At 33.7% G+C, this 21,415-nt stretch carries 16 protein-coding genes and 1 tRNA gene; 12 read left to right on the top strand and 5 right to left on the bottom strand.

Annotated features, from left to right (window positions below):
- Positions 1–198 precede the first annotated feature (198 nt).
- The 4 genes from NCC77_RS03225 (at position 199) to NCC77_RS03210 (ending at position 8,891) form a co-directional block, all read left to right on the top strand.
- Positions 199–3,180 carry a SusC/RagA family TonB-linked outer membrane protein gene (locus NCC77_RS03225; protein WP_250834325.1) on the top strand — a complete coding sequence of 994 codons (2,982 nt, stop codon included), beginning with the start codon at positions 199–201 and terminating at the stop codon, positions 3,178–3,180.
- Positions 3,181–3,216: 36 nt separating this feature from the next.
- Positions 3,217–4,821, top strand: coding sequence for a RagB/SusD family nutrient uptake outer membrane protein (locus tag NCC77_RS03220; protein WP_250834324.1), 1,605 nt, complete (start codon positions 3,217–3,219; stop codon positions 4,819–4,821).
- A 19-nt stretch (positions 4,822–4,840) separates the two neighbouring features.
- Entirely contained in the window at positions 4,841–5,938 is a 1,098-nt protein-coding gene (locus tag NCC77_RS03215; protein ID WP_250834323.1) for a SusE domain-containing protein, read from the top strand.
- A gap of 82 nt (positions 5,939–6,020) precedes the next feature.
- A complete protein-coding gene (locus tag NCC77_RS03210; RefSeq protein WP_250834322.1) occupies positions 6,021–8,891 on the top strand; it encodes an alpha-amylase family glycosyl hydrolase in 2,871 nt (956 codons plus the stop codon).
- 154 nt (positions 8,892–9,045) lie between these two features.
- Here the strand turns inward: NCC77_RS03210 and NCC77_RS03205 are convergent, their stop codons facing one another.
- Positions 9,046–9,285 (bottom strand): DUF6814 family protein, encoded by a 240-nt coding sequence (locus tag NCC77_RS03205; protein ID WP_095928146.1) that lies wholly within the window; start codon positions 9,283–9,285, stop codon positions 9,046–9,048.
- Positions 9,286–9,298: 13 nt separating this feature from the next.
- A complete protein-coding gene (locus NCC77_RS03200; protein ID WP_250834321.1) occupies positions 9,299–10,792 on the bottom strand; it encodes an MFS transporter in 1,494 nt (497 codons plus the stop codon).
- 184 nt (positions 10,793–10,976) lie between these two features.
- On the opposite strand from NCC77_RS03200, the gene NCC77_RS03195 reads away from it, so the two are divergent.
- Complete coding sequence (locus NCC77_RS03195; RefSeq protein ID WP_250834320.1) at positions 10,977–11,591, top strand: hypothetical protein; 615 nt, start codon at positions 10,977–10,979, stop codon at positions 11,589–11,591.
- A gap of 104 nt (positions 11,592–11,695) precedes the next feature.
- Here the strand turns inward: NCC77_RS03195 and NCC77_RS03190 are convergent.
- A tRNA-Phe gene (locus tag NCC77_RS03190) sits at positions 11,696–11,768 on the bottom strand.
- A 99-nt stretch (positions 11,769–11,867) separates the two neighbouring features.
- Here NCC77_RS03190 and NCC77_RS03185 point away from each other — a divergent pair.
- The 7 genes from NCC77_RS03185 to NCC77_RS03155 all read left to right on the top strand — a co-directional run bounded on the left by NCC77_RS03185 (position 11,868) and on the right by NCC77_RS03155 (position 18,958).
- A complete protein-coding gene (locus tag NCC77_RS03185; RefSeq protein ID WP_250834319.1) occupies positions 11,868–12,602 on the top strand; it encodes a type III pantothenate kinase in 735 nt (244 codons plus the stop codon).
- Positions 12,595–13,824 carry a BamG family beta-barrel-assembly machinery protein gene (gene bamG, locus NCC77_RS03180; protein ID WP_250834318.1) on the top strand — a complete coding sequence of 410 codons (1,230 nt, stop codon included), beginning with the start codon at positions 12,595–12,597 and terminating at the stop codon, positions 13,822–13,824. Before NCC77_RS03185 ends, bamG begins: the two co-directional genes overlap by 8 nt.
- Positions 13,825–13,875: 51 nt before the next feature.
- Positions 13,876–14,433 carry an LPS export ABC transporter periplasmic protein LptC gene (lptC, locus tag NCC77_RS03175; RefSeq protein ID WP_250834317.1) on the top strand — a complete coding sequence of 186 codons (558 nt, stop codon included), beginning with the start codon at positions 13,876–13,878 and terminating at the stop codon, positions 14,431–14,433.
- A gap of 4 nt (positions 14,434–14,437) precedes the next feature.
- Positions 14,438–14,632, top strand: coding sequence for a hypothetical protein (locus NCC77_RS03170; protein WP_095928142.1), 195 nt, complete (start codon positions 14,438–14,440; stop codon positions 14,630–14,632).
- A gap of 3 nt (positions 14,633–14,635) precedes the next feature.
- The gene (locus NCC77_RS03165; RefSeq protein ID WP_250834316.1) at positions 14,636–15,892 is read left to right on the top strand and encodes a hemolysin family protein; all 1,257 of its coding nucleotides are present in this window, start codon (positions 14,636–14,638) and stop codon (positions 15,890–15,892) included.
- 107 nt (positions 15,893–15,999) lie between these two features.
- A complete protein-coding gene (locus NCC77_RS03160; protein WP_250834315.1) occupies positions 16,000–18,099 on the top strand; it encodes a peptidylprolyl isomerase in 2,100 nt (699 codons plus the stop codon).
- Positions 18,100–18,514: 415 nt separating this feature from the next.
- A complete protein-coding gene (locus NCC77_RS03155) occupies positions 18,515–18,958 on the top strand; it encodes a hypothetical protein (RefSeq protein ID WP_250834314.1) in 444 nt (147 codons plus the stop codon).
- A gap of 20 nt (positions 18,959–18,978) precedes the next feature.
- Here NCC77_RS03155 and NCC77_RS03150 read toward each other — a convergent pair whose 3' ends face one another.
- Both NCC77_RS03150 and NCC77_RS03145 read right to left on the bottom strand, forming a co-directional pair.
- A complete protein-coding gene (locus tag NCC77_RS03150; protein ID WP_250834313.1) occupies positions 18,979–19,887 on the bottom strand; it encodes a GYDIA family GHMP kinase in 909 nt (302 codons plus the stop codon).
- Positions 19,888–19,997: 110 nt separating this feature from the next.
- Positions 19,998–21,311, bottom strand: coding sequence for a hydroxymethylglutaryl-CoA reductase, degradative (locus NCC77_RS03145; RefSeq protein ID WP_250835062.1), 1,314 nt, complete (start codon positions 21,309–21,311; stop codon positions 19,998–20,000).
- Positions 21,312–21,415: the final 104 nt, after the last annotated feature.

Here is a 21,415-nt window from a genome sequence, read left to right as displayed (position 1 = left end):
TGCAATATTTTTGGTATTTGCAATTTTAACGCTAAAAGATTACAAAAAATAGAAAGTTTTCAACACTACCACGTTTTCGTAAAGCAATAAAAATTGTCTCTGGTTGAGCATGTTAATAAATTCATAATTTTGGAATTCGAAGTAAAATTAAAAACTTAACTAACAGTCAAAAACTCAAAACTAATTTAAACAAAAAGTATGAAAACAATTTACAAAAAGTTGTTATTTTTATTCCTTTTGCTTCCGTTTACAGTACTAGCTCAGAGTACTTTAAGTGGGGTAGTAACTGATCATGCCACAGGTCAGCCTATACCAGGAGTAAATGTAAATGTACAAGGTTCCGCAGTTGGTACCTCTACAGATTTTGATGGTAAATTCCAATTGCCAAATTTAAAAAATGGAGACAAGATTTTAGTTTCATTTATTGGATATAAAACAACGACTATTGTCTTTAATGGTCAAAAAAACTTGCCAGTATCTTTAGAAGAAGATACCAATCAATTACAGGAAGTTGTAGTGCAAGTGGGTTACGGAACTGTTAAGAAAAAAGACGCAACAGGATCTGTTTCTCAAATTTCGGCCAAAGAATTTAATAAAGGTATCAACGTTACTCCAGAATCTTTGATTGGTGGGCGTATTGCTGGTGTAAATGTTGTTGGAGGAGGTGCTCCAGGAGCAAAAGCAGATATTAGAATTCGTGGAGGATCTTCATTAAGTGCTTCAAACGACCCATTGATTATTTTAGATGGACTTCCTTTAAGCAACGCTGTTCCAAGTGGTGCTACAAGTATATTGTCTACAATTGACCCAAATGATATTGAGTCATTTACAGTTCTTAAAGATGCTTCTGCAGCAGCTATTTACGGTTCACGTGCAGCAAATGGTGTAATTGTAATTACGACTAAAAAAGGAACTAAAGGTGGTGTAAAAGTGAACTTCAGCTCTCAAGTTGGTATCAATACAGTGGCTAATACAGTTGATGTTTTAAATGCAGATCAGTTCAGAAATTTTGTAAACACAAAAGGATCTGATGCTCAAAAAGCATTAATGGGTACTGCAAATACAAACTGGCAAGATGAAATTTTCCATACCGCTTTAACAACAAACAATAATATATCTGTAAGTGGTGCTTTATTCAATAAATTACCAGTGCGTTTATCTGTTGGTAATGTTGATAATCCAGGAATCTTAAGAAACACTTCTTTTGAAAGAACAACGACATCGATATCGTTAAATCCAGTATTGTTTGATAATCACTTAAAAATTGATATTAGCGGAAACTTATCTTTCAGCAAAAATCAATTTCAAGATGAAGACGCAGTTATTGGTTCTGCAATTAGCTTCGATCCAACACAATCTCCTTACCAAGCGGGTTCTCGCTACGGAGGATATTTCGAATGGTTGGAACCAAACGGAAACTTAGCATTATTACCTGCTAAAAATCCACTTGCAAGATTAAATCAAGAAGATAAAAGATCTAAATCTACAAGAAAATGGGGTAATATTAGCCTTGACTATAAATTCCACTTCTTTGAAGACTTAAGATTTGTTGCTGAAGCTGGTATTGATAGATTCGATAGTAGTGGATACAACAGACAAAGTACGGAAAGTGCTTTAGGTTATCAGCCAAATCCATTCAGTTCAGGAAACTGGGTGAATTTAGGAAACTATGATACGTATACTGATGATCTTCAAAACAAAAACTTAAATGCTTATTTTGTTTACAGCAAAAATTTAGGAAAACTTAAATTGGATGCTACTGCTGGTTACAACTATCAGTTATTCCAAAAAGAAAAATACCAATCTGGAGCTCTAACTCAGCCAGCAGAAAGTAGAAATGAAGATGTTATTACTGATCCAGATATTAATTTACAATCTTATTTTGGGCGTGTAAACTTAGGTTGGGACAGTAAATATTTATTGACTTTAAACTATAGAAGAGACGGAACTTCTCGCTTCTCTGAAGAAAACAGATGGGGTAACTTTATGGGAGGTGCTTTTGCATGGAATATTGCTGAAGAGTCTTTCTTAAAAGATAACGAAACACTTTCTAGTTTGAAATTAAGAGTTGGTTACGGTACTACAGGTCAGCAGGATATTTCTGCTCAGTATGACTATTTAAGAAGAGTTACACTTGGTACTGTTAATACTCAATATATATTTAATGGTGTTGTTTACAGAACAGCTAGACCAGAAGGATATAACCAAAATATCAAATGGGAAGAATTGGCTGAGATGAATATCGGAGTTGATTTTGGATTCTTAAAAGATAGAATTACGGGATCTATTAACTATTTTGATAAAAAATCTTCTGACTTATTAGCTGATGTATTGGTGCCAGATGGTGCTAACTTGAGAAACCAAGGATTTAATAATATTGGTGATTTAAGAACTAAAGGGGTTGAATTCAGCCTTCAGTCAGATATCATCAAAAAAGATGATTTAACTTGGAACGTAGCGGTTAATGCTACTTATTTAGACCAAAAAATTGAAAGTTTAGGTCAGACTGTTGAAGGTTTCCAAGGTTATGAAGTAGGAGATAATATTAAAGGAGGAAACGGAAATAAAGTTTTAATTAATACAGTTGGATCTGCTCCAAATTCATTCTTTGTATACGAGCAATTGTATGATGCAAACAAAAAACCTATCGCTGGAGCTTATGTTGACAGAAATGGAGATGGTAAAATTGATGGTAACGATCGTTACAGATATAAAAAGCCAACAGCAGATTATACTTTCGGTTTATTCTCAACTTTAAACTACAAAAAGTTTGATTTTACAATGAACTGGAGAGCAAGTTTAGGAAATTACATTTTTGATAACGTAAATTCTAACATGGGATATTCAGATGCTGGTTTAAGAAGACAAACTGACTTATCAAACGTAAGTTCAGATTATTTAAATACTGGATTTACTTATGAAGATAATGGAACTCAGCGTTATTTATCTAATTACTATGTAAAAGATGCTTCTTTCATCAAATTAGATAACGTAACAGTTGGTTATACTTTGGATAAAGCTTTATTGAAAGCTGCTTCTTTAAGATTCTCAGCAGGTGTTCAAAATGTTTTTGTACTTACAAAATATGATGGATTAGATCCGGAGAAATTCAACGGAATCGATGGTAACGTTTATCCAAGAGCAAGAACATTCTTGTTTGGAGTAAATGCAAGTTTCTAATAGTACATTGAAAAACAAAATTTTAAAACATACAAAATGAAAATATCATTTAAATATATATCTTATTTCTTCCTATTTATTTTAGGAATAAGTATGACGCTTACTTCGTGTACTGACGATTTAAACGTGACACCAAAAGATGATGATGAATTTTTATCGGAAACTTTTTTTGAAGATCCAGCATCTTACAAGCAGGTTTTAGCAAAATTATACGCTGGACTTTATGTAGGAGGAAATGATGGTGACGGACAAGCAGATATTGCTGGTCTTAGCGGGGATTTCAGCAGTTATTTGCGTTTGCTTTTTGTAACGCAAGAATTACCTACAGATGAGGCTGTTATTGCTTGGGCTGATGGTGCTTTACCAACATTAAATACACAAACATGGTCTCCTGTAAATGAGTTTTTATACGGAACTTATTCTAGAGCATCTTATCATATCAGTTTGGCAAACGAATTTTTAAGACAAACTACAGATGATAAACTACAAGCAAGAGGTGTTGATGCCAATCTAAAAGCTGAAATTGCAACTTTTAGAGCAGAAGCTCGTTTTTTAAGAGCTTATTCTTATGTAAACTTAATGGATTTGTTTGGTAATGTGCCAATTACAACAGAAGCAGATCCTGTTGGATTCTTTTATCCAGTACAAAAATCAAGAGCAGAAGTTTTTGCTTTTGTAGAGTCTGAATTAAAAGATTTAGATAATAGTTTGGCAAATGCTAGATCAAATGAATACGGTAGAGTTGATAAAGTAGCAGCTAAATTTTTATTAGCTCAAATTTATTTGAACTCTAAGGTATATACAGGAACAGAAAGAAACAATGACGTAGCAACTTTATGTACTGAAATCATTAATTCAGGGTATACGTTTGCAAACGTTCCTTATGCTTACCTATTCTCTGCGGATAACAATACAAATGGTGCTCAAAACGAATTTATTTTCCCAATCGTAAGTGATGGAAATGCAATTAGAGCAACTGGTGGAGGAATGAGTTTTATTATTCACGCTGCTATTGGAGGAAGTATAGATGCTGCTTCAAGAGGAATGGACGGAGGTTGGTTCGGTACTAGAACTCGTAAAGAATTCGTAGCTCTTTTTCCTGATGCAACTGCTACTGGAGATAAAAGAGGAACATTCCATACTGATGGACAAGCTTTAGATATTACTAATATTTCAACATTTACAGATGGTTATGCTGTAACTAAATATATTAATAAAAAATCGGATGGTTCACCAGCTCAAAGAACTGATATTCCAGATACTGATTTTCCAGTATTCAGAGTTTCTGATGCTTATTTAATGTATGCTGAAGCTGTTGTACGTGGTGCAACTACAGGTAATTTGGCAACTGCTGTAGATTATGTAAACCAAATTAGAACAAGAGCAGGAGCAACTACAATATCTAGTGCAAATTTAACTCTTGATTTTCTTTTGGCAGAAAGAGGTAGAGAGTTATTCTGGGAGTGCCACAGAAGAACAGATTTGATTCGTTTTGGAAAATTTACAGGAGGAAGCAAAATCTGGCAATGGAAAGGTGGCGTAATGAATGGTATGGCAACAGATTCATATAGAGACTTAATGCCTATTCCTTCTAAGACAATTCAGGCGAACCCTACATTGAAACAAAATCCTGGGTACTAATATCTAATAGAACTGTAAAATGAAAAATATATATAAAATTTTAATCGCATTTATTGGTGTGCTATTGGTGTCGTGTAATGCAGACTCTGTAGACGAAAGACCAGTACTGAATGTTGCTGGAGCTCCAGAAATTACAGCGCCGACAACAGGTCAGAATTATGTTCTTGATGTTGAAAAAGCATCAGACGAAGTGGCTAAATTTACTTGGTCGGCTGCGCAATATTCTTCAACTGTAGCAATAAAGTATACATTGCTTATTGATAAGAAAGGCGGAGATTTTACTGCTGCAAAAACATTGCAAAGTACTACAAACAGTCTTACTGAGGTTTCTGTTCTAGGTAAAGAATTAAATCAAGCAGCGATTGATTTAGGAGGAAAACCAGAAGAAGCGGCTCAGTATGATGTGAAAATTACTGCCAATGTTTCTGGAGGTTTTGTTCAAGTTGGAAAAAACTTAATTACAATTAGTGTTACTCCGTATTTAGGAAGAGTTACTTATGATTTCACAGATTGGTATCTAATAGGAGCGGCTGTTGCTGGCGGATGGGATAATAATGTTGATACGAAACATCAGCCAATGTTCAGAGATGGTAAAGATGATACAAAATATAAATTTGTTGGTTATTTCAAAGCAGGTAACTTTAAACTAATATCTGTAAAAGGAAGCTGGGATTCTCAATTGGGGAAAGCAGATGACAGTTCGATTGAAATTAAAAATAATGCAGGTGAATTTACAATTCCAGCAGATGGATATTATAATTTCCAGTTTAATACCAAAACTTTAAAGTATACTTTGACACCTTACACAGATGCTGCATCAATAGCAAAATTATATGATACTGTTGGTGTTATAGGAAGCAGTACTCCTGGTGGCTGGGATGCTTCTACTGCATTAGATAAATCGACTTTTGACAAACATGCGTGGTCATTAGGAGCAACAAGCTTAAATGATGGAGAAGCAAAATTCAGAGCGAATAATGCATGGGATGTTTCATGGGGAGGAACTACTGCCTTTTCAGGTGGAGGAACTGGGGATAATATACCAGTAGCAAAATCTAAATATGTAATTTATTTCAATGATTTAGACGGAAGTTATTTGATGATTCCAAATCAATAAAACTTCAGTTAATAACTGAAAAAGGGCTATCTGAGATAGCCCTTTTTTAATCAAACTTACTAATCAAATAACCACACTGATTATGAAAAAAACTTTACTATCAATATTTTTATTGATGGCACTAACTGCTTTTGCCCAACAGCAAACGGTTAGTTTTTCAATAAATCCACCCACTTTTGAAGATACCACTTCTATAACTATTTCAATTGCAGGAACAAGTGTTAATGAAGACACTTGGGGAATTACAGACAATGCCTTATATCTTTGGTCATGGTCTTATGATGTAAATGATGCAAATCAAGCAGATTCTCCTTCAAACGGATCTTGGACTGCTTCAAACGAATCCAGCAGATTTACATACAACGCAGGAACCGACACGTATACCAAAACATTTATACCTTCTGTGTATTTTGGCAGAAACGGAATAGGCAGAATAGGTTTTTTGGTTAAAGCAAAAGACGGATCTGGATCAAAACAATCTCAAGATGCCGTTGCTGAAGTAGGAGCTTTTCAGGTAAATCTCACTTCGCCAGTCGAAAATAGTGCTGTAATTTTAGCATCTGGATCAAATTTTAATATTGTTGTAACAAATACAAATGGAGTGGCAAGTTATTCTTTAAAAGCAGATGGAGTAGTTATAAATGCTAATGCAAGTACAGCAAGCTATTCTTATTCTCATACAAATGTTACAAGCAATCAGATGTATGAATTGAGTGTGACTCAAGCAGGAGTTACCATTATAAAGAAGTTTTCGGTTGTTGTAAATCCAAATACCGTTTCTGAAGCAATGCCAACAGGATTGGTTGATGGAATTAATTATTCTAGTGATGTTTCAAAAGCAACATTAGTTCTTGATGCACCATCAAAAGATTTTGTTTACGTTGCCGGAAGTTTCAATAACTGGCAGCCTACATCGGCGTATGCCATGAAAAAAGACCCTGTTTCAGGAAAATTTTGGTTAGAATTAACTGGATTGGTTTCAGGTGTAAATAATACTTTTCAATATTGGGTTGTAGATGCTTCACCGCTGGCAAATTCTCCATCTTTAGTAAAAACAGCAGATCCTTACTCAACTTTGGTTTTATCACCTTATGATGATCCTTGGATTCCAGCATCTTCCTATCCAAATTTACCAGTTTATCCTGCAGGCCAACAATTTGAAGTTACCGTTCTTAAAACAGGACAGACTCCATACAACTGGCAGGTTACAAACTTTGTAAAACCAGAAAAAGAAAAACTGGTGGTTTACGAAGTTTTGGTTCGTGATTTTGATGCTTCTCGTAATTTTCAAAGTTTAATAGATAAGATAGATTATTTTAAAAACCTTAAAATAAATGCTATTCAGCTAATGCCTGTAATGGAGTTTGAAGGCAATGAAAGCTGGGGTTACAATACTTCATTTCATATGGCTTTAGATAAGTTTTATGGAACTTCGGACAAACTAAAAGAGTTTATCGATTTGTGTCATCAAAATGAGATCGCAGTAATTTTGGATGTTGCCTTAAATCATGCTTTTGGAAGAAATCCGATGGTTAGAATGTGGATGAATGATCCTGATGGAGACGGTTTTGGATCGCCAACAGTAGAAAATCCATATTTTAATACCGTGGCAAAACATACTTATAGTGTAGGAGAGGACTTTAATCATCAGTCAGCTAAAACGCAATATTATGTAGAAAGAGTTATTAAACAATGGATTGAAGAGTATAAAATTGATGGATTTAGATGGGATTTAACCAAAGGATTTACTCAAGCCTGTACGGCTTCAGATAATGCATGTACTGATGGCTATCAGCAAGACAGAGTAGATATTTTAAAAAAATATGCCGATTATTCTTGGAGTTTAGATCCAACTCATTACACCATTTTTGAGCATTTAGGAAGTGACGCGGAAGAAAAACAATGGGCAGATTATAAAATTTCTGAAACACCAAGTAAAGGAGTTATGATGTGGGGAAAAATGACAAAAGAGTACAATCAATTGTCAATGGGATACGCTTCTGAAAGTAATATTTTTAGAATGAATAGTGCAAACCGCGGATTTGCGGCCAATCGTTTAATGGGGTATGCAGAAAGCCATGACGAAGAACGTTTAATGTATAAAAATGTACAATACGGAGCTTCAAACGGAAGTTATAATGTGAAAACATTAAATACAGCTTTATCAAGAATGTCTGCCATTGGAGCAGTTTCTTTGTTGATTCCAGGACCAAAAATGATTTGGCATTTTGGAGAACTAGGCTGGGAAAATTCTATTTTTTCCTGCAATGATGATTCTGTAAATACAGATTTTGATGCGGTAGGAGGAGATTGTAAATTAGATACAAAGCCACAACCTCAATGGGTAAACAATTGGCTAGGAAATTCAAATCGTAATAAGATTTATAATGATTGGGCAAAAATGATTACACTTAAAAAGACGGAGCCCGTGTTTTTAGGTACAGCTATAATTCCAGACGCCAATACATTAACTTTAAATGTAAAGATTACGAATTCAAATCTTACTTCAGCACAGTTAAAAGATGTCTTGATTCTGGCTAATTTCGATACTTCCGCACAAAATATTTCAACTGGTTTTCCATATGCAGGAACTTGGTATAATTTGATGGATAACACGACAATAAATGTTACCGATGTAAATGCTCCAATTAATTTGCCACCAGGAGAGTATAGGATTTATGGTAATAAAACAGCAAATTTGGCAATTGAAGATTTCGAAAAAGGAAGCCAAGTTAATTTATATCCAAATCCTGTTGCCGATTATTTTACTTTAGGTTTCAAAACTTCAAAAGTAGAGATCTATTCTGTTACAGGACAATTAGTAAAAACATTTAATACAAACGGAAATACAGATTATCAATTCTCTGTAAGCAGTTTAGCATCTGGATTGTATCTAGTAAAAACGTTTGACGAATATAATAAGGTTCGCGTTGTGAAGTTTATTAAAAATTAGGTTTGGTTAGTAATGAAAAAGGGCTGTCTAGAAATGGACAGCCTTTTTTTTGTTGAGTAGTTTTTCAGTTCAAATGTTTTTATTTTTGATATTTTAATGTCTTTTGAGGTAATTAAATCACCAGACATTGTTTTTTTTGTGGTTTAGCCTATAATTATTTATTTGTTTTTCTTTTAGGATCATTATATTCTCCAATTAAAGAATAATATCCAAATGTTCCTAATCCCATGACTATAAGTGGCGTTAGTATAAATAGAATAATAACACCAAATACTAAATCGTCTTGTTGGTCTGAAAGAAGCTTAGGCAAACCAAATTCAAAAACGCAAAAATAGGCAGCAGCTGCAGCCAAAGCAATCCATAACGCCCCTAAAACTTGTTTAATCGCATTCATTTTTTTGTAAATTTTAAAGGTGAGTAATTTTGTTTTTGTTGTCAATATAAATCATTCCAATAACAAAGCAGATTCCAGCAATAATTATAGGATACCATAATCCGTCCAGATAAAAATCGGCTTTGCCTGCTGTTTTGGCGTGTGATACAAAGTAAGTAGAGATAGCAGGGAGCAAACCTCCAAAAATTCCATTTCCGACATGATAAGGCAGTGACATAGAAGTATATCTAATTTTGGTTGGAAACATCTCCACTAAAAACGCCGCAATCGGACCATAAACCATGGTCACAAATAGTACTTGAATAAAAACCAGAAAAATTAAAGTCCATTTATCATTAGGAGTTATTTGAATTGAGACACTTGTTTGCACATCTTTTTTCTCCATGTACGTTTTTTTCTCCATTACGGTTGTGCCATCTGTATATTTTTTTTGAATCGTTGTAATAGAACTTCCATCAGCTTTCTTTTCGGTTGTTTCTCTAGGATTTTCTGCGATTTCTGTTTTTTGGCTAATGTCTGTCGTGTTGTACATTGCTTTATAAATAGGCCTATAGGATAAAATTGCCAATAGCATTCCGAACATCATAATGTATTTGCGCCCAATTTTGTCGCTCAGCCAACCAAAAACAATAAAAAATGGAGTTCCAATTAAAAGAGCAATTCCTAATAATTCATCAACTTGAGAAGAATCAACATTCATTACCGTTTTCATAAAGCTCATCGCATAGAATTGACCTGTATACCAAACAACACCTTGTCCCATTGTAGCTCCGAACAAAGCCAAAAGAACAAATTTTAAATTGTATCGGTTTCCAAAACTCTCCTTTAACGGATTTGTGCTTGTGGTTCCTTCTTTTTTAGCTTTCGCGAAAACTGGAGATTCGTCCATGTTTTTTCGAATTAAATACGAAACTCCAACCATAGCAATCGAAACCCAAAACGGAACGCGCCATCCCCATAAATCAAAGGCTTCGGCAGAAAGCACGCTTTTAGTAGCTAAAATAACCATTAGCGAAATAAATAAACCAACAGTCGCAGTGGTCTGAATCCAAGAAGTCCAATATCCTTTTTCTCCAGCAGGTGCGTGTTCGGCAACATACGTAGCGGCTCCGCCATATTCGCCTCCAAGAGCAAGTCCTTGCAGTAAACGTAAAATCAGAACTAATAAGGGAGCGAGAAAACCAATCGTTTCATAACTCGGAATACACCCAATTAGAAAAGTAGAACCACCCATTAATAATAAGGTAGCCATGAAAGTGTATTTACGCCCAATAATATCGCCAAGTCTTCCAAAGAATAAAGCTCCAAATGGTCGAACTACAAATCCTGCAGCAAATGTGGCCAAAGTAGATAAAAATGCTGCGGTAGGGTTGTCGTTTGGAAAAAATTTAGTTGAAATAACGACAGCTAGACTGCCAAAAATGTAAAAATCGTACCATTCGATCATGGTGCCCATAGAAGAGGCTGAAATTACTTTCCAAATGCCCTTAGTAGAAGTTTTGCTCATAAAACTGCTTTGAGATCTTGTTAATGAATGAATTCTAAAAATACAGTTTTACGAATATAGAAGATATTTCGTTATTCACTTTATACTTTTTTAACAAAAACTATTTATTTGTTGACATTCCGTGTTAACGTTTTTAGTAAAGCTTAGAAATAAAGCAAGGTGCTTATATTTGAACTATATTTTTATGATCCATATTATGAAGCAGATTTTTTGGGTAATTCTTTTTTTGAGCTTTGCAGTTTGTCAAAGTCAGGAAGTAAATGTTTCTGACGAAAATAAATGTTATATTGATTCTGTGGCTTCAGAAATTTTGCAATGGCAGTATATTGGTCTTAGGGGAGATTCTGCTTCTTACAAAAGTGAATTTGCTAATTTTATTAAAGTCAAAAATGGAGTGTTGCTATACAAATGGCAGGAAGGATATGAAAATGGTCAATTTTTAGTAGTTGATTTTGATAAAAATTTTAGCGCTGTATTGAAAACAAAAAACCTAAATCAAGAAGTAAATTTTTCAGCAGAAGATAAAAAGAAGCTAAAGTTTACTTGTGAAATTTTGGAGAAGAAAAGTTACTATCAGAGTTGCAGGAAGGATCATGGCCATGCCAATTTATATATATTGGTTGTAAGGTGTAATAATGATATGAAAGCTCAGTATTATTCTCCAGAGAATCATCCTTATGAAATAAAGGCCTCAGATATTAATGTTTACTTAATTCAGGAAATTTTTAGTATAATGGATCGGAATTTTTATATAGATTTAAAAATAAAGAAAAAACGCAAAGGTTCGCAAAGTTTTTAAAATTAAACTTTGTGAACCTTTGCGTAAACCCTAGCGTTCCTTGCGGTTAAAAAAAACAGAAAAGTATAAAAACAAAAAACCCGAATATTGCTATTCGGGTTTTGTGGTACCTCCAGGGATCGAACCAGGGACACATGGATTTTCAGTCCATTGCTCTACCATCTGAGCTAAGGTACCGTGCTTGTTGCGGGTGCAAATATATAATCATTTTTGGTTTGTGCAAAACATTTTTTAGAAAAAATCTATTCGTATCTTCGCAAAAGCAAAAATGGAAATATGATTTTAACGATAGATGTTGGCAATACCAGAATTAAAGCGTCTGTATTTGAGGATAATACTTCTCTAGAAAATTTTGTTTTTGATAAAAATGAAATCGAAAAAAAAATTGAAAAAATTTTAGAAAAATATCCAAAATGCTCCGATTTGGTTGTTGCTTCGGTAGGAAATATCGAAAAACAGTCCTTTTTGACTTTCGAAAACAGACTAAAAGTTCACTTTTTTACCCACGAAGATGTTTTTCCTTTTCAAAATAAGTATGCAACTCCAAAAACTTTAGGAATAGATCGAATGATTTTGGCTGCAGGAGCAACACTTCAATTTCCAAAACAAAACCGTTTGGTTATCGATGCCGGAACTTGCATAACCTACGATTTCATCGACGAAAATGATAATTATTTAGGAGGAGCCATTTCTCCGGGACTTCGTTTGCGATATGAATCGCTACATAATTTTACGGCCAGACTGCCGTTACTAACCTTAGAAGAGCCCGACTCTTATATAGGAAACTCAACGGCACAGGCTATACATTCTGGTGTTGTCAACGGTTTCGTCTATGAGATTGACGGTTTTATCGATGAATATCGGAAAGAGTTTTCAAATTTTATCATAATTTTAACGGGAGGCGATGCAGATTTTTTGGCTAAACGATTAAAAAATACCATATTTGCCAATTCAAATTTCCTTCTGGAGAGTTTGAGCCAAACATATCAATATAAAATCGACAATGATTAAAAAAGTAATACTAAGCGCTTGTTTGCTTATATCGTTCGTTTCATTCGCTCAACAAGGTACTGCTTCACCTTATTCTTTTTTCGGAATAGGAGATGTGAGATTCAAGGGAACACTTGAAAACAGATCTATGGCAGGAGTTGCAGTAGAGCAAGATACGATTCACTTAAATATAGAAAACCCGGCAAGTTATGCCAGCTTAATTCAGACAACTTTTACAGTTGGAGGAACATTTGCTACTTCTAATTTAAAGACTACTTCTCAATCAGAAAAAGCACAAAGAACTACTTTTGATTATTTAGCATTAGGTATTCCGATGGGAAAATTTGGTGCTTCATTTGGTTTGATTCCGGTGAGTTCAGTAGGATACAAAATACGTAATGACAATTCGGCTACAGAAGGTGCATTAAATTCTCAGCTTGACGGAAAAGGTGGTGTGAATAAAGTATATTTTGGTTTATCATATAAAATCATGAAAAACTGGAATATTGGAGCAGATGCACAATATAATTTCGGAAAAATTACAACTACAACTATAGAAGGTATTACTGGAGTTGAAAGCGGAACGGCAGAAGTGAATACTTCTGAACTTTCGGGCATGGCATTTAGTTTCGGTACAATGTATCAGAAAAAAATCGATAAAAAAACGAGCATTTTTTCTAGTTTAAGCTATACTTTCGCTAGCAATCTGAATTCAGATAATAAGAGAGCTATTTCGGTTCAAGGAGATTCTGACCCTTATATCTCTCCAACAGAAACAACAAAATTAAAACTTCCGAACAAATTGAGTATTGGTTTTGGTATTGGTGAATCTAGAAAATGGCTTGTAGGAGCTAACATGACTTTTCAAGGAGACGGACAGCTAGCAAATTATTACAATGAGGCAAGTAATGTAAGATATGAGAGCTATTCTAAATACGCTCTTGGTGGATATTACCTTCCAAATTATACTTCTTTTACTAGTTATTTGAGTAGAATTACGTATAGAGCTGGTTTGAAATATGAAAAAATCGGTCTTATTGTAAATAATGAATCTATTAAAGATGTTGGAATGAGTTTAGGAGCTGGAATTCCAATTACAGGATCTTTCTCAAATCTAAATTTCGGAATTGAATTTGGTAAACGTGGTACAACAGCATCAGATTTAGTACAAGAGAATTATGTTAATTTTAGTGTGAGTTTCTCTTTCAACGACAAATGGTTTGTGAAGAGCAAATTCCAATAAACTAAATATTTTATCTTTTAGAAGCTCATTACAATTTACTACATTTGGCAAATGAATTTACCAAAAAGATATAGTCTATTAGTTGTCACAGTTATTGCTGTGACACTATTTTTTGGATGCGAAAGTAATTTTAAAGAAGTTCAGAAAATTAACTTCTCAGAATTTGTTCCTGCCAGTGATGCCGATACTGTAAATATTAAATACACAGATTCTGGACGCATTACAGGGGTTTTGATCAGTCCAAAAATGTTAGATTATTCCAATCTTGATTTTCCTTTTACAGAATTCCCTAAAGGAATCGATGTTACTTTATATGATAAAAAGCAAAAGCGTACCTTTATTAGAGGTAATTACGCGGTTTCGTATAAAAACACTGGAATTATTGATTTGATTGGTAAAGTAAAGATTACCTCTGAAGAAGGACAGGTTTTAGAAACAGAACAATTGTATTTCGATCAGAAAAATGAGTGGTTTTATACAGAACGAAAGTTCAAATTGACTGATAAAAAAGGGGTTTCCTACGGTCAGGGAATAGATTTTAGTAAAGATTTTAAAGTGATTAATTCGCAGCGAATAAGCGGTGAAATTGAATCAGACGAAGAAATATAATATTATGGGTTATTTAAAATATACACAATACGTTTACATCCTTTTTGCGGTTTTCTTTACTTATGATGGTATTGTGAAGCTAAATGAAGGCGATGAGAGTTATCCTTTCTATTTTGTAATTGCAGGGATGGCTGTTTTTATGTTTTTCTTTAGGAGAAGATTTCTTAATAGGCATAATGACCGAAACAAAAAACAATAAAAAATGGAAATTAGTATTATAATACTCTGTTTAATACTAGCCGCCTTTTTTTCTGGGATGGAAATCGCTTTTACATCCGCCAATAAAATTTATCTCGAAATAGAAAAGAAACAAGACGATTTCTTGTCTCGAATCTTAACAAAATTAACCGAAAACCCTTCTAAGTTTATTGCTGCTATGCTTATTGGCAACAATGTCGCTTTGGTGATTTACGGTTTTTTTATGGGCGATCTGATTTTAGATTGGATGGCTTATTTTGGTTTAGTTTTTTCTGATTGGTGGAATATCCTTATCCAGACACTTCTGGCTACATTTGTTGTGCTACTGACTTCAGAATTTTTTCCGAAGGTATTTTTCCAAATTTATGCCAATTCTTTAATTAAGATTTTGGCTCTTCCGGCTTATTTATTTTACCGATTGTTTTATTATATCTCGACTTTCTTTATTTGGATTGCAGATTTTGTGTTGAGTAAATTTTTTAAAACAGAAGGCAGTCAAATTCATTTGTTTAGTCGAATTGAGCTAGGAAATTACATCACAGAGCAAATGAGCACGGTTGAAGAAGATGAAGAGGTAGATTCTGAAATTCAGATTTTTCAAAATGCTTTAGAATTTTCAGCCGTTAAGGCACGCGATATTATGACACCTCGAACAGAGATTGTCGACATAGATTTGTTTGATACTGTAGACGATCTTAGAGCCTTATTCATAGAAACGGGTTATTCTAAAATTATCATAAGCCAGAATTCATTAGATGATATTGTAGGTTATGTTCATTCCTTCGATTTGTTTAAAAAACCAGCTACAATAAAATCGGTTCTAATGACCGTTGAATTTGTTCCAGAAACCATTTTAATTAAAGATGTTCTGAATTTATTGATCAAAAAACGAAAAAATGTTGCAGTAGTTTTAGATGAATATGGAGGTACTGCAGGAATTATTACAATTGAAGATATTGTAGAAGAGCTTTTTGGAGAAATTGAAGACGAGCACGATTTAGATGAAGAATTGATCGAAGAGCAAATAGGAGAGGGTAAGTATTTGTTTTCAACACGATTAGATGTTGAGTACTTGAACGAGACCTATAAATTAATGATTCCTGAAGAAGATTCTTATGGCACATTAGGAGGTTTTATTGTCCATCATACAAAAGAAATCCCACAAAAAGGAGATAAAATTGTAGTAGATAAGTTCCATTTTTCTATTGAAGAGGCTTCAAATAAGAAAATAGAACTAGTCAAAATGACAATTAAAGACTGATTTTTTAAATTAATGAAAAAAAATATTGAAAATAAAACGCTAGTTGTATTGTTATTAACTAGATAATTGTATTTTCGCAAACTGAATATAAAATTAACGATAATAAAATGGCAGTTTTAGCAAAAATTAGACAGCGTTCCGCTTTATTGATAGGAGTTATTGCACTTGCATTATTTGCATTTATAATACAAGATCTATTTACAAGAGGAACATTTGGTCAAAGTTCAAAAGATGTAGGAAGCATCGATGGAAAAGATATTTCATTTGAAGACTTTAGAGTTAAAGTTAGTAATGTTGAAAAAAGTGGGCAAGGTATAACTTCCACTGAAGCTGCAAACAGAGTTTGGGATCAAGAAGTTTCAATCGCTTTATTGTCATCTCAATTTGATAAATTAGGATTGAGAGTTGGTGAAAAACACATTTTAGAGGTTTTGAAATCAGATCCAAATATTGGTAAAAACCCAATGTTCTTAAACGCAGCAGGAATTTTTGATGTTGTTAAGTTTAAGGATTATTTTAAAACAAATCCAGAAGCTGCACAATACATCGCTGAGAAAGAGAAAGATGCTGAATTGAATGCTAAGTTTCAAATCTATAATACTTTAATTAAATCAGGACTTTACACAACTGCTAGTGAAGGAAAATTAAAGTATGAAATGGAAGCTAATAAAGTGAGTTTTGCTTATGCAGCAGCTCCTTATTCTTCTATTAAAGATAGTGAAGTAAAAATCTCTGATGATGAGATCGTAGCTTACATGAAGAAAAACGAGAAAAAATTCAAAGCTGATGCAACTCGCGAAATTCAGTACGTTTTAGTTGAAGATAAAGCTTCTAAAGAAGATGAGGCTGAAATTAAAGCTAAATTAACTGCTTTATTATCAGGAAGTGTTGTTTACAATGCAAAAACAGGTAAAAACGATACATTGCCAGGATTTAAAAGCGCAACAAACATTGCTGAATTTGTAAATGCAAATTCTGATGTGCCTTACGATTCTACTTATGTTCCTAAAAATGCATTGCCAGCAGTTGATGCTGATAAATTATTTAGCTTGCCAGCTGGAGCAATCTACGGACCATACGTTTACGGAAGATACTATGCAATCTCTAAATCTTTAGGATTTAAAGCTGGTGTTAATGCAAAAGCAAGTCATATCTTAATTGGTTATGAAGGATCTCAAACTCCAAATCCAAAAGAGAAAAGAACTAAAGAAGAAGCTAAAGCTAAAGCGGAAGAAATTTTAGCTCAAGTTCAAGCTAATCCAGATAGTTTTATGATGTTGGCTTTTACAAGTTCTGATGATTCATCTGCACAACAAGGTGGTGATTTAGGATATTTTGGACCAAACCAAATGGTAAAACCTTTCAATGATTTTGTATTCAGCAACGGAATTGGTAAAGTTGGTTTAGTTGAAACTCCTTTCGGATTTCACATTATCAAAATTACAGATAAACAAGACGGAATTCGTTTAGCTACAATCGCTCAAAAAATCGAACCTTCTGAAGCTACATCTGATAAAGTATTTACTTTAGCGACTAAATTCGAAATGGATGCTGCTGATAAAGATTTCAACGCTGCAGCAAAAGAATTAGGTTTAAAAGTGGCTCAGCCAGTTAATGCAAAAGCTATGGATGAAGCGTTTGGACCATTAGGAAACCAACGTAACATTGTAAGATGGGCTTTTGATAAAGAAACTGACAAAGGAGATGTAAAACGTTTTGAAATCGCAAACATCGGACACGTTATCGCACAATATAAAGGTGAAAACAAATCAGGTTTAGTTTCTGTTGATATGGCAAGACCTTATGTTGAGCCAATCTTGAAAAACAAGAAAAAAGCAGAATTGTTAAAAGCTAAAATGCAAGGTTCTAGCATTGAAGCTATTGCTAAAGCTGCAGGTGTTGCAGTTCAACAAGCTACAGATGTAACTCTAGATAATCCTGTATTGCCAGGCGGAGTTGGACAAGAGCCAAGAGTAGTAGGTAATGCATTTGCTTTAACAGCAAACAAAATCTCTGCTCCAATTGAAGGAAATACAGGTGTTTATGTCGTTAAAAACATTAAAACTGTAAAAGCTCCTGCAATTGCTAATCATGCTGCTTATGTAGAGAAAGTAAAAGCTCAAAGTGCTAATGATGCAAGTAGAGTATTGCCAGCGTTGAAAAACAATGCTAAAATTGAAGATAACAGATTACAATTTAACTACTAGTTTTATTACGTTAAAAAGGTTAATATATAAGAGCCCAAAACTAAATGTTTTGGGCTTTCTTTTTTTTAGTGACTTTGCTAAGATTTGGTTTCGTAATTAGCGTTTTTTAATTTTTATAGATCTAATAAAGAGTTTATTTATTTTTAAAAAGTAAGTTTTATTTCAAGATTAGATAAAACACGCACAAGGAATTGGTAAAGGTTTTCTGTCCTTATTGAAGCAAATATTTTACTTTGTGTTAATTTTCTTAAAGTATATAGGGATTATCGAAATTTAATTTGAAAAACTTGTGATTTTCAAAATATTACAGTTTATTTGCTCGATTTTTCATTTTAACATATTTTTGGCTTTTGCTGGAAATGAAAAAAGAAAGAATTCAAAACCAAAAGCAATATCCTTAATAATTGATCATTTAATGTTTTTTACTTTTAATTTTTTTAGAAAGAAGCCGAGAGTATACACCAAAATAGAGAGTCATATTTATGGGATTATTATCGAGCTTTTAAAAGTGGGCAGCACCGACATCAATGTTGATGAATTGGGTGGGAAGTATTATTTGAGTAATGAAGAACAGCATTTTAAAGTTACTATTTTGAGTAACGATTATGTGATCAGATTGACCAATACACATGATTCTGTTGCCGAAAAATATGATAAAGTTTTTGTAGAAGATGTTCTAAGAGCAGTAAAAGAGGAGAAACACCGCCGAATGGAAGTGGTTTACGATTCTATTACAAGCAGTATCGAAAAAATGGCTGAGCGCTTGCATAATAGACTTATAGAGTCTAATGAGCAAGAAAGTAAAGCTGTTCGTCGTTTGGAGACCAAGCACGTTAAAAGCACTAAAAAGGCTAATTAATGTCTTTTTTCAAAATTGATTTATAAAATCATTTCTTCATAAGTCAAAATCGTCTCATATCCTTTATTAAAGAAATAGTCTTTCGGATTTTCTTTAGAAACTACCATAACAAAATCGCCGCCCCAAGCTCCTAGACTTTTAATGACACCATTAAAATCAGGAAAAATAGCTTCTTTTATAGTTTGCATTTCTAAGATTTTGCTCAAATGAATTTCGTGTTTCTGAACTGCAGAAGCAAAATCTTTTAAGGTTTGAGCATGAAGAATCGCATTTGTGATTTTATTGTTTTCTGCAACTCTGTCTGCTAAATGATTATTTTTGTGGTTGTTGTATGAGAAAATAGCAGATTTGCTATTTTGTTTTTTATTCAAGTAAACAAAATAGATATGCTCCTTAAAGTCTGGGTTAAATTCAACTTGTTGTACAAAATTATCTTTTATTCTGTATAAAACAGGGGTGTCGTTTTGTGCGCACGCAATATCATAACCGCTTCCGCCAAAACTATTATTTAATAGGGTGAAAGCATTAATTTCAGTCCACTGTGCAATATTATTTATAAGAGTAGAAGAAGTTCCTAATCCCCAATTTTTTGGAAAACTCAAATGCGTGCTTACTTTATAGCCTGTTGCGTTATCAATAAACTTTGGGTTTAAGATATAAGCTTCATGCAGAATGTTGACTAAAGTCGATTTTACCGTATCAATTTGAGAGTCTAAACCTTTTATTACTTCGTCAAATGAAATAGTCTCTTCAAACCATAAGTGTTTGTCGTAATCATAACTTTTCCATTCGATTTGTTTGTCTTCTGAATCTTCAATCACTAAATCCTGACCAAATTTTGTAGGCAACGCAAAAGCATCTGCTCCATCTAAAACCAGATATTCTCCAGCTATAAAAAGTTTTCCGTTACTATAAAAGGTTGTTGACATACTTGTTTTATTATATAAATTCTAAATCTTAAATTCAAAATCCCAAACTCCAAATTCCAAGAACTAACATTGGAATTTGGAATTTAAAATATTGAAATTTGCAATTTCTGTTATTTTCTTAAGTTTTCAATAAATTCTACCACAGCGCTATGAGAAACAGCTGTTTTTTTGAAGTGTGTTTTAATTAAATGACGCTCTTCATCGGTAGCTTCAAATTGATTGATGATGTTGTTAAGGTGCATTTTCATATGGCCTTCCTGAATTCCAGTTGTGGTTAGCGAGCGCAATGCGGCAAAATTTTGTGCTAAACCTGCAACTGCAACAATCTGCATTAATTCTGGTGCGGATGGTTTTTCTAAAATTTCTAAGCACAATTTTACTAATGGATGTAAAGAAGTTAAGCCACCAACAGTGCCAACTGCAAGCGGAATTTCAAGCCAAAAAGTAAAGATTCCGTCTTCGATTTTGGCGTGAGATAAACTCGCGTATTGACCATTTCGGGATGCATAAGCGTGGACGCCAGCTTCTACGGCTCTAAAATCGTTTCCTGTTGCCAGAATTACAGCATCGACACCATTCATGATGCCTTTGTTATGGGTAACTGCTCTAAAAGGTTCTACTTCTGCAATTTGAACAGCTTGCACAAAACGTTCAGCAAACTCTTGAGGATTGGTGATGTGTTTTTCTGCCAATTCTTCAATTGGGCAAGAAACTTCTGCTCTCACTAGGCAATGAGGCACGTAATTAGAAAGAATACTCATTATGACTTCGAGCTTTTCATCATTTTGGCATAAGTCAGAATTTTGAGCTTCTTCTTTTAAAGTTGTAGCAAATTGCTCTAAACAAGAGTTTATAAAATTTGCGCCCATGCTGTCTTTGGTTTCAAAAGTAGCATGAAGCTGATAGTAGTTTTCAAGTAAACTTCTTTTATCTTTTAGTTTAATGTCTAAAATTCCTCCGCCACGCTGCTGCATGTTTTTGGTAATGCTTTGCGTTTCTGAAAAGAATTTTGGCTTTAATTGATCGAAAAACTGAGTTAGTTTTTCTGCATCTCCGCTGTAAGTAAAATGCACCTGGCCAATTTTTTCAGTATTGATAATAGTAGCTTTAAATCCGCCTCTTGTCGACCAGTATTTTGCAGCTTTAGAAGCTGCTGCCACTACAGAACTTTCTTCAATTGCCATCGGAATTGTTTTGTATTTTCCGTTAATCAAAAAGTTAGGAGCAACTCCAAGTGGAATATAAAGGTTTGTAATGGTGTTTTCTATAAATTCGTCATGAAGCTGCTGAAGCTTTTCGTCTGAATTCCAGTAATTTCTTATAATATTTTGTGCCTCTTCAGGATTTGAAAAATATTCATTTGCAATCCAGTTAATTTTTTCTTTTTTGGATAATTTAGAAAATCCGGCAACAGCGTTGTTCATTCTCAATGTATTAAATAATATTGTATGCACAAAGATACTATTTTAAGAGTTTTGATTGCAATCTATTTCAGACATGAAAGTACGCAATCGTTATTTTTTTTAAC

This window comes from Flavobacterium tyrosinilyticum, from assembly GCF_023656565.1.
Classification (GTDB): Bacteria; Bacteroidota; Bacteroidia; order Flavobacteriales; family Flavobacteriaceae; genus Flavobacterium; species Flavobacterium tyrosinilyticum.
The sequence above is the reverse complement of the archived record's forward strand: the minus strand, read 5'-3'. Positions and strand labels throughout refer to the sequence as shown.

Excerpts from the sequence above, each read along its gene's own strand:
- NCC77_RS03225 (WP_250834325.1), top strand. The coding sequence starts at position 199 with ATGAAAACAATTTACAAAAAGTTGTTATTTTTATTCCTTTTGCTTCCG.
- NCC77_RS03220 (WP_250834324.1), top strand. The coding sequence starts at position 3,217 with ATGAAAATATCATTTAAATATATATCTTATTTCTTCCTATTTATTTTA.
- NCC77_RS03215 (WP_250834323.1), top strand. The coding sequence starts at position 4,841 with ATGAAAAATATATATAAAATTTTAATCGCATTTATTGGTGTGCTATTG.
- NCC77_RS03210 (WP_250834322.1), top strand. The coding sequence starts at position 6,021 with ATGAAAAAAACTTTACTATCAATATTTTTATTGATGGCACTAACTGCT.
- NCC77_RS03205 (WP_095928146.1), bottom strand. The coding sequence starts at position 9,285 with ATGAATGCGATTAAACAAGTTTTAGGGGCGTTATGGATTGCTTTGGCT.
- NCC77_RS03200 (WP_250834321.1), bottom strand. The coding sequence starts at position 10,792 with ATGAGCAAAACTTCTACTAAGGGCATTTGGAAAGTAATTTCAGCCTCT.
- NCC77_RS03195 (WP_250834320.1), top strand. The coding sequence starts at position 10,977 with ATGATCCATATTATGAAGCAGATTTTTTGGGTAATTCTTTTTTTGAGC.
- NCC77_RS03185 (WP_250834319.1), top strand. The coding sequence starts at position 11,868 with ATGATTTTAACGATAGATGTTGGCAATACCAGAATTAAAGCGTCTGTA.
- bamG (WP_250834318.1), top strand. The coding sequence starts at position 12,595 with ATGATTAAAAAAGTAATACTAAGCGCTTGTTTGCTTATATCGTTCGTT.
- lptC (WP_250834317.1), top strand. The coding sequence starts at position 13,876 with ATGAATTTACCAAAAAGATATAGTCTATTAGTTGTCACAGTTATTGCT.
- NCC77_RS03170 (WP_095928142.1), top strand. The coding sequence starts at position 14,438 with ATGGGTTATTTAAAATATACACAATACGTTTACATCCTTTTTGCGGTT.
- NCC77_RS03165 (WP_250834316.1), top strand. The coding sequence starts at position 14,636 with ATGGAAATTAGTATTATAATACTCTGTTTAATACTAGCCGCCTTTTTT.
- NCC77_RS03160 (WP_250834315.1), top strand. The coding sequence starts at position 16,000 with ATGGCAGTTTTAGCAAAAATTAGACAGCGTTCCGCTTTATTGATAGGA.
- NCC77_RS03155 (WP_250834314.1), top strand. The coding sequence starts at position 18,515 with ATGTTTTTTACTTTTAATTTTTTTAGAAAGAAGCCGAGAGTATACACC.
- NCC77_RS03150 (WP_250834313.1), bottom strand. The coding sequence starts at position 19,887 with ATGTCAACAACCTTTTATAGTAACGGAAAACTTTTTATAGCTGGAGAA.
- NCC77_RS03145 (WP_250835062.1), bottom strand. The coding sequence starts at position 21,311 with ATGAACAACGCTGTTGCCGGATTTTCTAAATTATCCAAAAAAGAAAAA.